Source organism: Providencia sp. 21OH12SH02B-Prov, from assembly GCF_027362595.1.
In the GTDB taxonomy this organism is placed as follows: Bacteria; Pseudomonadota; Gammaproteobacteria; order Enterobacterales; family Enterobacteriaceae; genus Providencia; species Providencia zhejiangensis.
In genome coordinates, this window is sequence record NZ_CP114796.1 from 1,812,108 (window position 1) to 1,825,430 (window position 13,323).

11 protein-coding genes are annotated in these 13,323 nt (G+C 39.6%); 7 read left to right on the plus strand and 4 right to left on the minus strand.

All coding sequences use genetic code 11. The features are described 5' to 3' along the window. Positions 1-169: 169 nt before the first annotated feature. Together pta and ackA are read right to left on the minus strand one after the other, a co-directional pair. The gene (gene pta / locus O7C57_RS08685; protein ID WP_163861126.1) at positions 170-2,314 is read right to left on the minus strand and encodes a phosphate acetyltransferase; all 2,145 of its coding nucleotides are present in this window, start codon (positions 2,312-2,314) and stop codon (positions 170-172) included. 83 nt (positions 2,315-2,397) lie between these two features. Next, complete coding sequence (ackA, locus tag O7C57_RS08690; protein ID WP_163861128.1) at positions 2,398-3,600, minus strand: acetate kinase; 1,203 nt, start codon at positions 3,598-3,600, stop codon at positions 2,398-2,400. A 606-nt stretch (positions 3,601-4,206) separates the two neighbouring features. Between ackA and yfbV the strand changes: the two genes are divergently transcribed. From yfbV to O7C57_RS08715, 5 genes are all read left to right on the plus strand, one after another. Beyond that, positions 4,207-4,662, plus strand: coding sequence for a terminus macrodomain insulation protein YfbV (gene yfbV / locus O7C57_RS08695; protein ID WP_154622732.1), 456 nt, complete (start codon positions 4,207-4,209; stop codon positions 4,660-4,662). A 127-nt stretch (positions 4,663-4,789) separates the two neighbouring features. Then, positions 4,790-5,284, plus strand: a complete 495-nt coding sequence (locus O7C57_RS08700; RefSeq protein WP_154622734.1) for a YfbU family protein — start codon at positions 4,790-4,792, stop codon at positions 5,282-5,284. A gap of 21 nt (positions 5,285-5,305) precedes the next feature. After that, on the plus strand, positions 5,306-5,980 hold the full coding sequence (locus O7C57_RS08705; RefSeq protein WP_163861130.1) for a sugar phosphatase: 675 nt from the start codon (positions 5,306-5,308) through the stop codon (positions 5,978-5,980). Positions 5,981-6,067: 87 nt separating this feature from the next. Beyond that, positions 6,068-7,897: an SLC13 family permease gene (locus O7C57_RS08710; protein WP_154622731.1), complete on the plus strand. Its 1,830-nt coding sequence runs from the start codon at positions 6,068-6,070 to the stop codon at positions 7,895-7,897. A gap of 143 nt (positions 7,898-8,040) precedes the next feature. Beyond that, positions 8,041-8,457: a hypothetical protein gene (locus O7C57_RS08715; protein WP_269723923.1), complete on the plus strand. Its 417-nt coding sequence runs from the start codon at positions 8,041-8,043 to the stop codon at positions 8,455-8,457. 43 nt (positions 8,458-8,500) lie between these two features. Here the strand turns inward: O7C57_RS08715 and yfbR are convergent, their stop codons facing one another. Continuing rightward, positions 8,501-9,082 carry a 5'-deoxynucleotidase gene (gene yfbR, locus O7C57_RS08720; protein ID WP_154623041.1) on the minus strand — a complete coding sequence of 194 codons (582 nt, stop codon included), beginning with the start codon at positions 9,080-9,082 and terminating at the stop codon, positions 8,501-8,503. Between the two features lie 211 nt (positions 9,083-9,293). Here yfbR and O7C57_RS08725 point away from each other — a divergent pair, with 211 nt between their 5' ends. Continuing rightward, a complete protein-coding gene (locus O7C57_RS08725) occupies positions 9,294-9,668 on the plus strand; it encodes a hypothetical protein (protein ID WP_244316494.1) in 375 nt (124 codons plus the stop codon). Positions 9,669-10,209: 541 nt separating this feature from the next. Here O7C57_RS08725 and O7C57_RS08730 read toward each other — a convergent pair. Then, positions 10,210-11,424, minus strand: a complete 1,215-nt coding sequence (locus O7C57_RS08730) for a pyridoxal phosphate-dependent aminotransferase (protein WP_154622103.1) — start codon at positions 11,422-11,424, stop codon at positions 10,210-10,212. 771 nt (positions 11,425-12,195) lie between these two features. On the opposite strand from O7C57_RS08730, the gene O7C57_RS08735 reads away from it, so the two are divergent. Then, positions 12,196-13,125, plus strand: coding sequence for a LysR family transcriptional regulator (locus O7C57_RS08735; RefSeq protein WP_154622114.1), 930 nt, complete (start codon positions 12,196-12,198; stop codon positions 13,123-13,125). The last annotated feature ends 198 nt before the right edge of the window (positions 13,126-13,323 follow it).

A 13,323-nucleotide genomic window follows, 5' to 3' on the forward strand; every position in this document is an offset into this window, starting at 1 on the left:
GTTATTAATGTCTTAAGTGCCTTTATTATTGTTATTTATAGTAATTAGTCTTGCAATTTTCAGCAGTTATAAGAAGGGCGCTTAAACAGAATGCAGATTTTGGCCAATAAAAAAGTCAGCCAATGTTATTTGGCTGACTTGCGTATTAAAATAAAAAGACTATTTGATATTAAGCGTTTTCATTTTGTACGGCTTGGATAGCAGTCAGTGCAACGGTATAAACAATATCATCCACCAGCGCACCGCGAGACAGATCGTTAACTGGTTTACGCATACCTTGCAGCATTGGACCAATAGAAACAAGGTCAGCTGAACGCTGAACAGCTTTATAGGTGGTATTACCGGTGTTCAGATCTGGGAAGATGAACACCGTTGCTTTACCTGCAACAGGCGAATTTGGTGCTTTTGATTTAGCCACATCAGCCATTACAGCGGCGTCATATTGTAATGGACCGTCGATCATTAAATCAGGACGTTTTTCTTGTGCTAAACGTGTTGCTTCACGCACTTTCTCAACATCACTACCCGCACCTGAATTACCGGTTGAGTAAGAGATCATCGCAACGCGTGGTTCGATACCAAATGCTTTGGCTGAATCCGCTGACTGGATAGCAATCTCAGACAGCTGTTCTGCGGTTGGGTCTGGGTTAATCGCACAGTCACCATAAACAAAGACTTGCTCAGGTAACAGCATAAAGAATACCGATGAGACTAATGAGCTACCAGGTGCTGTTTTGATCAGCTGTAGCGGTGGACGGATAGTATTCGCTGTGGTGTGGACTGCACCAGAAACAAGGCCATCAACTTCGCCTTTTTCTAGCATCAGTGTGCCCAATACAACGTTATCTTCGAGTTGCTCACGAGCAACAACTTCAGTCATCCCTTTGTTCTTACGTAGTTCAACCAAACGAGCAACGTAATTTTCACGAACTTTAACAGGATCAACAATCTCAATACCTGTACCTAATTCAATACCTTGAGCAGCCGCTACACGGCGAATATCTTCTGGGTTACCTAGCAGAACACAAGTTGCGATACCGCGTTCAGCACAGATAGAAGCCGCTTTAACAGTACGTGGTTCATCACCTTCAGGTAGAACGATACGTTTACCTGCTTTACGTGCAAGCTCAGTTAATTGATAGCGGAATGCAGGCGGAGACAGGCGGTTAGGGCGCTCAGAATCAGCGACCAGAGACTCAATCCATTCGCTGCTAATGTGGCGAGCGACGTAGTTTTGAATTTTTTCGATACGCTCATGGTCATCGGCAGGGACTTCTAAGCTGAAGCTTTGTAGGTTCAGTGACGTCTGCCAGGTGTTGCTTTTGACCATGAATACCGGTAAGCCAGTTTCAAATGCTTGCTCACAAAGTTGACGAATAGGTTCGTCGATTTGATAACCACCAGTTAATAGGATCGCACCAATTTCTACGCCATTCATCGCAGCCAAAGACGCTGATACGAGAACATCTGGGCGATCTGCTGAGGTAACGAGCAGTGAGCCTGGGCGGAAATGCTCAAGCATATGAGGAATACTACGGGCACAGAAAGTGACTGATTTCACTCGACGAGTTGTAATCTCACCTTCGTTAACAACTTCAGCATTCAAATGTTTTGCCATATCGATGGCACGAGTCGCAATCAGGTCAAAGTTCCAAGGAATAGAAGCCAAAACCGGTAGGGTTAAGCACTCTAAATCTTTAGGCGTGATATTCGCGACAGTTGCTTTCGTTGAATCATCAAAGATTTCAGAAAGGTCAGGGCGAGTACGGCCTTGTTCATCGACAGGGGCATTCACTTTATTGACAATCACACCAATAATGTTTTTATTGCGTTGACCACCAAATTCGTTACGTACTAACTCAAGACGCTCTTTCATCTGAGTAATATTGCTATTACCTGGCGCTGTGACAAATACAATTTCAGCTCCCAGTGTTTTCGCAATTTCATAGTTTAGTGATTGTGCAAAAGAGTGTTTGCGGGTCGGCACTAAACCTTCAATTAAGACCACTTCAGCATTTTTAGTTTGCTCATGATAACGCGCAACAATCTCTTCCATCAGAATGTCTTTTTTTGAAGAGGTCAATAATGACTCAACATATTCCATTTTTAATGGTTCGACGATGGTAGTAAGACTGGAATGAGAGCGTAAAACTTCAGTGGTTTGATCTTTGTTACCAGAAATGCGTGGCTGAGCGATAGGTTTAAACACGCTCAACTGGACACCTTTTTGTTCCATTGAACGAACGACACCTAAGCTGACGCTAGTCAAACCAACGCTAGTGCCGGTAGGAATTAACATAATTGTACGAGACACGGGAACCTCTTTATCGGTTACTCTAATAAACAACAGTATTATAAAGTAGTACCGCCAGCGGGTTAGGCTGGCGGTATGGGATCTTAAGCTGTTAAACGAGCAGAATCTTGGGCAATTACGAGCTCTTCGTTGGTTGGAATAACCAGAGCTGGTCGGCTGTTATCAGTGGTGATTAAGCCTTCTTTACCGAAGCGTGCTGCTAAGTTACGTTCATGATCATACTCGAATCCAAGTAGCGCTAATTTTTTCAGTGTTAATTCACGTACTTGTGCTGAGTTTTCACCGATGCCACCAGTAAAGATAATTGCATCAAGGCGACCTTCCATCAGTGCGCTATAAGCACCGACATATTTCGCTAGGCGGTGACAGAAAACATCCATTGCACGTTTTGCGTCTGCTTTAGTTTCGTAGTTATCTTCAACATAACGGCAATCGCTGGTGACCCCCGTTAAGCCCAAAAGGCCAGACTCTTTAGTCAGCATTTTGTTAATTTGATCGACACTCATGCCTAATGAGTCATGCAGATGGAAAATGATAGCAGGATCGATATCACCGCTACGCGTTCCCATAACTAAGCCTTCTAATGGTGTTAGCCCCATAGAAGTATCAACACATTGACCATTAACAATCGCAGTGACTGAACCGCCATTACCTAAATGGCAAGTGATAACGTTAAGTTCTTCAACAGGTTTGTTGAGTTTTTTAGCCGCTTCACGTGACACATAGTAGTGACTCGTGCCGTGAGCGCCATAACGACGGATGCTATGCTCTTCATATAATTCATAGGGTAGTGCATAGAGGTAAGCTTCTTCAGGCATTGTTTGGTGGAACGCCGTATCGAAAACCGCGACGTTTTTATTCACTAATTCAGGGAATGCCTTTTTCGCTTCCTCGATACCAATCAAGTGAGCTGGGTTATGCAAAGGTGCAAATGGAATGGCTGCTTTAATACCTTCAACAACTTCATCAGTAATTAACACAGAAGAAGTGAATTTTTCGCCGCCGTGAACAATACGATGGCCAATAGATGAAATTTGAGCAGACAATTCAGGTTTTGCTGCAAGAATCGTGTTAACAATGAAATTTAGCGCTTCACTGTGTGCAGCACCTGCACCTAATTCCGCTTCATGCTTAGCGCCATCCATTTTCCATTTAATACGGGCTTCCGGCAAATTAAAGCACTCAGCTAATCCAGATAAATATTCATCGCCATTAGTTGGATCGATGATGGCGAATTTCAGTGAGGAGCTACCGCAGTTTAGAACCAGTACCAGCTTACTTGACATGGAAATACCTATCGTTAATTGTTGTTGTGAAGCCTTTAATTAGCAGACTGCATAAAAAGACTTTGTAAAAAATTATGAGCAGCTAGTAGAGCCTAGCGCATTTAACACCTGATATTTCATGATTGATATCATGATAATGATGAATACATAAAGATATCGATGTCTAATTAAGGGGTTAAAAGACGATGTTGTTATGGTGCTAAGTTTTCTTGAGTTAACTTAACGCCAGGTGTTGAAATAATACGCAAAAACCCCAATCTATATCAAAGCTGTCGATGAATAAAAGCCAAATATTAGCTACAAAAATTCTCCAGCAATGCTAAACGCGGCAATTCTACTAAAAATATTTTATATTTTGTACGTTTTTTTTAGAAATAACCGCTTTGATTGATTAAAATCATAAGCATCGTGAAAAATACGCATTTTATGCAAATTTACCTATCAATCAGAATAGCTGATTTCGCCGAAAATGGTCATGTTTATGCTTAAATAATTCAAAATTATCTCTTAGTGTGTATACATAGGCATTATTGATAAAATAGCGTAAGGTAGGTAACAAGACTTGTTATTTCGTGATATAGATTTGTTAGTTGCAGGAAGGTCATTATGAGTACATTGCAAAACTCACCGCCAGGTTTTTTTAAACGCTTTAGGTTGGGGAACCTGTACCTAAAAACATTTCCTATGGAGAAAAAATTATCTCCCGTTTTTCCTGAACTGCGTATGATCAAAGCGACACGTTTTGGCATCCGCTTTATGCCGCCAATTGCGATATTTACCTTAACTTGGCAAATAGCCTTAGGGGGGGAACTCGGGCCAGCAGTGGCGACAGCCTTATTTGCTTGTAGTTTACCTATGCAAGGATTGTGGTGGTTAGGTAAGAGAGCATCAACGCCGCTTCCTGCCAGTTTATTGAATTGGTTTCATGAAATTCGTGAGAAATTTACTCAAGCAGGTATCGCAATAGCCCCTATCGAACAGCAGCCTGATTACTTGGCGTTAGCGCAATTATTAAAGCGAGCATTTAAGCAATTAGACAAGTCATTCATGGATGACGTTTAAGTGAAAAGCTCGATTTAACAACAAGTAATGAAAAAAGGTTGTCTAGATCAATAAAAGTGATGTTTTCACTGTCCATCATGAATATTGAATGCGAAGATAAGTTAAACATTTTCCGAGGAGAATCATGATGGAAATGACCAATGCACAACGCTTAATTCTATCCAATCAATATAAAATGATGACTATGCTTGATCCTGAAAACGCGGATCGTTATCGCCGTTTACAAACGATTATTGAGCGTGGCTTTGGCTTACAAATGCGTGAGCTTGATAGAGACTTTGGTGAGTTAAGTGAAAGTACTTGCCGCACGGTAATTGATATTATGGAGATGTATCACGCATTGCAGGTGTCATATGGTAATATGAGCGACGCTCAAGGCGTTGACCCTCGTCGTGTACAATTCTTAGGCTTTGATGCTGCGACAGAAGCGCGTTATTTGAGTTATGTTCGTTTTATGGTGAACACTGAAGGTCGTTACACGCATTTCGATAGTGGAACTCATGGTTTCAACTCGCAAACGCCTATGTGGGATAAATATGTGCGAATGTTGGGAATCTGGCGTGCATGTCCTCGTCAATACCACTTATCGGCAGTCGAAATTAGTCAAATTATCAATGCATAATGTGTTGTTTAAGGGGTAAAAGTGGAGTTAAAAGCAAAAGGTTTTTTATTTGATCTCGATGGTACCTTAGTCGATTCATTAGCCGTTGTAGAGCGTTGCTGGTGTTTATTTGGTGAAGAGATAGGCGTAAGTCGTGATGAAATTATTCATTTTATCCATGGAAAGCCTGCTTTAACGAGTTTACGACACTTTATGCCTGAAGCCAGCGAAGATGAAATTAAAGCGCGTTTTCGCTGGTTAGAAGAGATGGAAGCCTCGGATACTGAAGGTGTTATAGCCCTATCTGGTGCTGTGGCATTACTTCAGCGATTAGATGAGTTAGCGGTACCTTGGGCCATTGTGACATCGGGAACCGTACCGATTGCCCATGGTCGTCAACAGGCCGCAGGATTACCAGAACCTAAACACTGGGTTACGTTTGAAAAAGTGTCTAAAGGTAAACCAGACCCTGAACCTTTTTTATTAGGGGCGAAAGCCTTAAATTTAGATCCAAAAGACTGTATTGCGTTTGAAGATGCTCAAGCTGGGATTTATTCAGCTCTTGATGCCGGTTGTCAAGTGGTTGCGGTCCATGCACCAGAGAGTATGCCAAGAAGAGAACAAATTCATGCGATAATCAGTTCATTAACGCAAGTTTCGGTAACTCACTCAGACAAAAATGGTGTTTTTACACTATTAGTGTCAAAAAATGTTTAACAGTGAATTAATCAAGGAATTTCCCCGTAAAACATGATTAACTAAGGAAAATGACTAACACTATTTTTTTCGTCAAAAGGGGATATTTTGAACGGAGAATTGTTGTGGGTGTTAACCCTCCTGTTGATCGCAATTGTACTGTTCACCACAAACAAAATTCGGATGGATGTGGTGGCATTACTCGTTATAGTGGCCTTTGTTCTAAGTGATACTTTGACTTTAGAGCAAGCGACCGCGGGTTTTGCGGACCCTAACGTATTATTGATAGCGGCTTTATTTGTTATTGGTGATGGCTTAGTACGAACCGGTATCGCCTATCAAATGGGGGATTGGCTAGTACGAGTGGCTGGTAGCAGCGAAAGCAAGATGTTAGTTTTTTTAATGATCACCGTTGCTGGGCTTGGTGCCTTTATGAGCTCTACTGGTGTTGTCGCTATCTTTATTCCTGTCGTGCTGAGTGTTGCAGCACGAATGAAAATTTCTCCAAGTCGATTAATGATGCCTTTAGGCTTTGCCGGCCTGATCAGCGGTATGATGACGTTGGTCGCAACACCACCGAATATGGTGGTTAACAGTGAGTTGGTCAGAGAAGGTATCAAAGGCTTTCAATTCTTTTCAATTACACCGATTGGTTTGGTGATTTTACTGGCCGGTATCGCGTATATGTGGGTTGCGCGCCGTTGGTTAGGTAGCAGTGAACCAGACAAACTTCCTGAGCGTTACCAACGTAGTTTCCGTGATTTGATTCGTGACTATAAATTAACGGGTAGGGCGCGTCGTCTGGCTATTCGTAAAGGTTCCCCCTTGATCGGACATTCTCTTGATGAACTACATTTGCGTTCTCGCTATGAAGCTAACGTCGTTGGGATTGAGCGTTGGCGTAAATTCCGTCGTGTTATGGTGAGTGCAACTGGTGGCACAGAACTTAGAGAGCAAGATGTATTGCTGGTGGACATTTCTGTGAGTGACGATGAACTACGTCAATTTTGTTTTGAGCAGAAATTAGAACCAATGATATTACGTGGTGATTACTTTTCAGATCAGTCCCGTGATGTTGGCATGGCTGAAGTTTCTATGAACCCTGACTCTGAATTATTGGGTAAAAGCTTACGCGATATTAAGTTTCGTACTCGCTATGGCCTCAATGTGGTGGGGATTCGTCGTGATGGTAAAGCGATGGATGGTAAGCTCGTTGATGAACCTTTACGCCTTGGTGATATCTTATTAGTCATTGGGGATTGGAAATTAATTCGTATTTTATCAACCAAACCTCGTAATTTTATTGTATTGAATCTGGCCGCAGAGGTTGAAGCCGTCGCTCCTGCTTCGTCACAAGCACCGCATGCTTTATTTTGTTTGGCCTTAATGGTTGCCATGATGGTCACTAATGAAATTCCCAACTTTATTGCCGCATTAATTGCTTGTTTATTGATGGGAAAATTTCGTTGTATCGATATGGAAAGTGCTTATAAATCGATTCACTGGCCAAGTATCATACTGATTGTCGGGATGATGCCATTTGCGCTAGCATTACAAAAAACTGGAGGGATCGCCTTAGCAGTAGATGCATTGATGGAAATAGCCGGTAATTTGGGACCACATGTGATGTTACTGTGTTTATTTATACTTTGTGCCTCTATAGGTTTGTTTATTTCAAATACCGCGACCGCTGTTTTAATGGCGCCTATCGCTATCGCGGCAGCTCGTCAAATGGAAGTCTCTCCTTTACCCTTTGCTATGATTGTCGGTATTGCGGCTTCTGCTGCATTTATGACGCCTGTTTCCTCACCAGTCAACACATTAGTACTTGGCCCAGGAGGCTATAAATTCGGCGATTTCGTTAAAATAGGTGTTCCTTTCACGATAGTGGTAATGATAATCAGTGTATTGATTGTACCTATTCTTTTTCCTTTCTAATAATAATGAAGCCCTCTTAACGAGGGCTGCTAGTTTCTTATATTAATGAAAAAACTTAATGTTTAACACCTTAAAGATTTTCTCATCACCGGAGAAGGCGATATTCTCTATTGAAAATAAATAGCGATTCTACGGAGGGGAGAATGAGAAATAGCGCACATAGACGAAATACCTATTATGGGGAAGCGGATTTTGAAAATTTTTGGGGAGAGGAATTAAGTGAAGTAGTCATACGGCATCATGTAGAAAGCCATGCTATTTATAATAATATCCGACTATTAACTGAGAAGGTTTATCATGATATACCCGATAAAACAATATTAAAGAATGTGTTTTATTTTTTATATGAAATAGGAATAGATAATTCTTATGATTATTGGTATGTCAAAATTAAGACTAAAAGTGGCAAAGTATATAAAACAAAAACTAATTTCTATTGTTCTATTAGAGAAAGTGACCATGGAAAAGTGATATTGGGCGTTAACGGTGAGTCGAGAAGACTGTATTTAGATTTTCCGAGTTCATCGAATTGTTCAACGGCCTTAAATGAAGCGGATTAAACAAACAAAACTGGAATGGTAAGACGCATTCCAGCTTAGAAAGTTAATGACTAATTTCATCCAGTGAAAGTTTGAATCCCGGAACAAAAATGTCGATGAAATAATCCATTTCAGGGCTTTTTCTTTGCGCAAGAATTTTTTCAAGACGCTTTTTGGCTAATTTAAATTCACTATTTCCAGCGGATAATTCTTCTAGACATTTCAAGTAAGCACAGAGTGAGTCTGCTTGTTTTACTATACTATGTTCTTCATTTGACTGTAATTCTTCGATAAGCAGCGGTTTAAAATCTTCCTGTAATTCTTCAGGTAACATATCTAATAGCTTTTGCTGAGCAAATTGCTCGATTTTTTTATATTCATGGGCAATTTGTGAATTGTGATACTTAATCGGCGTTGGGAGATCGCCCGTAATCACTTCACTTGCGTCATGATACATGGCTAACAAGGCGATGCGCTCAGCATTGACATGACCACCAAACTTACGGTTTTTGATGATGGCCAGTGCGTGAGCGACCATCGCTACCTGTAAACTGTGCTCTGAGACGTTTTCAGTGCGTACGTTACGCATGAGTGGCCAACGATGGATGAGTTTCATTCGTGCAAGGTGGGCAAAGAAGTAGCTCATATAACCTCATTAAACAGGTAAAAAGGGAATTATAATATAGTTTATTTAAAATAGATATTGGTTTATTAAAGCTTAATAAGATGAAAATCAAATCTAATTAATAATTAAAATGCTTTACGAATATCATCATTCATTTATTTTATTATTGTTTAAACGTGACACTGTTTAATCTCACGGAGTCAATTCATTGTTGTTAAATTAATGGAGGTAAATGATGGGGGTTGAATTAGGCTGGAATTTGGGGTTTATCACATTTGAAAATTTTTGGCATGAAAAATTAAAATATGTGAGATTATATCACACGACGGATAATGGTAAGCCAACAGATATGACACTGTATCATGTTGAACATGGGAGTATTATCAAAAAAGCAGGTTCATTTGAATATGATGGTCAGCTAAATTATTGGCGATTAGAAATTATTACAGAGAGAGGAGAGAAGTTTATAACAAAAAATAACTTCTATTGTACGATAACAGAAGAAGATGATCCGGAAGTTATTATCGGTATTAATGGTGATGCAAGAACAATGTATGTTGCATTTTCTCACTCTAGTGGATGTAAAACTAAATTATTAAAAGTTTAATGATGTTAATTTAAATTGTTATAAAAATAAATCAATGGTGTGATACCAATCTAAAAAAGATAGCGAATGTTGGGTTCATAATAAATTAAAAACATCATTTATAGAGCTTCTATTATGGATGCTCTTTAATTGCCTGTATATTTGTTTTTAATTATTGTTTGATCTGCGGTGATAAAAATCTATAATCAGCATAAACATTCTTAATAAATAATAGTAGGGGACATCATGAAATACTTTCCAATTATATTATTGCTGTTTTTCTTAGCTGCTGTTTATTTTATTTCCATTATCTAACGATTAGTCATCAACAATCAATTTATGTGTATTGTCTTTTAAAGAATACCAATGAGAAAGATAGTACAATCATGATGAGATGATTTTAGATTGTTACTCAACATTATTTGATGAGACGGGGCTCTTATTTGCTTTGATAGTGAGTGAGAGCTTGTTATTTATTATCCACTATTGCATTTGCTTATCGTGCTATTTGCCATAAAAATGGCAACTCCCTCACAAGAGGAAGTTGCACAGTCACTGTCCATTACTGACGATAATTCTCGATAAAACGGCCAAATTTATTAATCGCCATTTCAAGATCATCTGCATAAGGTAAGGTGACGATCCTAAAGTGGTCTGGCTCAGGCCAATTAAATGCCGTTCCTTGTACCAAAAGAACTTTTTCTTGTAGTAACAGATCAAGGATCATTTTTTGGTCATCATGGATATTAAAGCGTTTAATATCAATTTTAGGGAACATATAAAGTGCCCCCTGTGGTTTGACACAAGAGACCCCAGGTATCTGATTAATTAGCTGCCATGCGCGCTCTCTTTGCTCATATAGACGACCACCAGGTTGAATAAATTCACTAATACTCTGATAGCCTCCCAAAGCGGTTTGAATAGCATGCTGCATTGGAACGTTAGCGCACAAACGCATAGATGCTAACATTTCAAGTCCTTCGATATAGCTTTTAGCTTGTTGTTTTGGTCCGTTTAAGACCATCCAGCCTTGTCGGAAACCGGCTACACGATAGGTTTTTGATAAACCGTTAAAAGTGACAGTAAGTAAATCTGGAGCTAATGCGGCAATAGAGTGATGAACGGCATTATCGTAAAGAATTTTGTCGTAAATTTCATCGGCGAAAATAATAAGGTTGTTCTGGCGAGCAATCTCAACAATTTCCAGTAGAAGCTCTTTGCTGTAGACCGCGCCTGTCGGGTTATTTGGGTTGATAATCACGATACCCCGAGTACGAGGGCTGATTTTTTTACGAATATCGTCAATATCAGGCATCCACCCTTGTTGCTCATCACACATGTAATGTACGGCATTACCGCCAGACAGGGAAACCGCAGCTGTCCAAAGAGGGTAATCAGGTGCTGGAACCAGCATTTCATCGCCATTATTGAGTAACGCTTGCATTGCTTGCACGATTAATTCAGAAACACCGTTACCGATATAGACATCTTCAACAGTCATTTCACGAATATCGCGTGCTTGATAATGCTGAACAATCGCTTTACGCGCAGAATATAATCCTTTTGAATCACAATAACCCTGTGAGCTAGGGAGATTACGTAGCACATCTACCAAAATTTCATCAGGGGCTTCAAAACCAAATGGTGCCGGATTACCAATATTAAGCTTGAGAACTTTATTACCTTCTTCTTCTAAACGTTTTGCTTCTTTTAATACAGGCCCGCGTATGTCGTAGCAGACATTATCAAGCTTATTGGATTTCTTTACATTATTCATTCTTTCTCTCATTACCCTATTTGGGAAGACATAAGTAGGGGGAACTCCGGCTTAGCATCTACTCTACTCCTACCTCGGAAGCTTTTGAAGATAGTAGATAATTTTTGGTGTAAAAGGTTGGTTTATGTTGTAATCCAATTGTTGATATCTAAAGATATAACTTAGTTTGGGTTTTACATTCAATTGTATCGGTTAATTTGGAATTTAATATTAATAATTGGGGCTGTTTTGGAGGAAAAAATATCAATAATGTACAGATAAAGGCAAATCATAAAAACATTGTATCAAATTGTAAGATTGATGACGAAATTGGATGTATAGAAATAAAAATTCATAGATTTCCGCGGTTTTTTAACGAAAATAAGCTCTTTTTGTTAGCAATATTGATTATTCTAGTGAGAGAATAATGAATAAAAATGAAAGAATTTATCTTAATGCATTGAAATAAGGATGTTTTTATCAAGTTGGGTGTATGTGTATAAAGGCGTTTACATTAAAATAATTGCAATTACATTAAATATGTTACTATTTAGAGGATGGCAAAAAAAGAAGGTTGTATTTGTGATTTCAATTAAATCGACTGTTTAAAAAGCTTTTTTTGTCATTTGGTGGTGCTTTCGTTTTTGGAGGTGCCTATTAAGATAAAGTGCAATAAATGCGAGTCTAAGGATTGATAAGCATTAAACAAGTTATTTAAGTTATTAAATAATCTGATCTCAGGGAGGAGAGCAGGAACACCAGGTATCATAAAATTATATAAGAGAATTCATGATGATAAATTCCAATCGTCCAATAATGAACCTTGATCTGGATTTACTGAGGACATTTGTCGCAGTTGCCGATCTGAATACATTCGCCGCGGCAGCCGCTGCGGTATGTCGAACTCAGTCTGCTGTTAGTCAGCAAATGCAACGTTTAGAACAATTAGTTGGCCGTGAATTATTTGCTCGTCACGGTAGGAATAAGTTATTAACGGCTCATGGTTTACAATTGCTAGGTTACGCAAGACAGATCTTACGAGCTAATGATGATGCAACAGCATCATTGACTTATAACGATGCAGAAGGTGAGCTGAGAATCGGTGCATCCGATGACACTGTTGATATCTTACTTCCATTCTTACTTAACCGTATCGCATCTATTTTCCCTCGCCTTGCGGTAGAAGTCCGAATCAAGCGTGCACACTTTATTGAGTCCATGCTAGATAGCCATGAAATCGATTTGGCGTTGACAACGGCACGTATTAGTCACCATCCGAAAACAGCGCTCAGAACAGTTCCTGTGTTATGGCACAGTGCACCTGATTTCCAATTAAGAACAAATGAACCTATTCCCCTGGTGGTGATGGATGAGACGAATCCATTCCGCAAATTGAGCACCGATGCTTTGGATGATGCGGGTCTTGCATGGCATGTCGCTTATGAAGCCGCATCGCTGCCAGCCGTGAGAGCAGCAGTCAATGCGGAAGTAGGGGTCACAGCACGTCCGATGGAAATGCAAAATGCGGATTTGCGTATTCTTGGTGAAGCTGACGGTTTACCTCGCTTACCCGACATTCAGTATTGGTTATACAAAAATGCGGATGAGCAAAAGGATTTTGTCCTCACGGTGTTTAGTGCAATTGAGAACAAGAAAATTCCTTATGCTGTTGCACCCATGAATGATGAAGCCGTTGTAAATGAAAATGAAGGGGCATTTTAAGCATTAATCATTATTGATGATTATTAAATGATTAATATGTACTCAAGAGAAAAGCCGCGAAAAATTCGCGGTTTTTTTTAGGCCCAAAAAGCCAAAAAAGAATAAAAAAAGAACGTATTAACCACTTAATAAGTATGGTTAAAAAGCATGTAACGTGAAATAATTGTGATGTAGATGGCAGAACATGAATTTCGTTTT

Coding starts and splice junctions, on each gene's coding strand:
- O7C57_RS08735 (WP_154622114.1), top strand. CDS start 12,196: ATGATAAATTCCAATCGTCCAATAATGAACCTTGATCTGGATTTACTG.
- yfbR (WP_154623041.1), bottom strand. CDS start 9,082: ATGAGCTACTTCTTTGCCCACCTTGCACGAATGAAACTCATCCATCGT.
- ackA (WP_163861128.1), bottom strand. CDS start 3,600: ATGTCAAGTAAGCTGGTACTGGTTCTAAACTGCGGTAGCTCCTCACTG.
- yfbV (WP_154622732.1), top strand. CDS start 4,207: ATGAGTACATTGCAAAACTCACCGCCAGGTTTTTTTAAACGCTTTAGG.
- O7C57_RS08700 (WP_154622734.1), top strand. CDS start 4,790: ATGGAAATGACCAATGCACAACGCTTAATTCTATCCAATCAATATAAA.
- O7C57_RS08715 (WP_269723923.1), top strand. CDS start 8,041: ATGAGAAATAGCGCACATAGACGAAATACCTATTATGGGGAAGCGGAT.
- O7C57_RS08730 (WP_154622103.1), bottom strand. CDS start 11,424: ATGAATAATGTAAAGAAATCCAATAAGCTTGATAATGTCTGCTACGAC.
- O7C57_RS08725 (WP_244316494.1), top strand. CDS start 9,294: ATGATGGGGGTTGAATTAGGCTGGAATTTGGGGTTTATCACATTTGAA.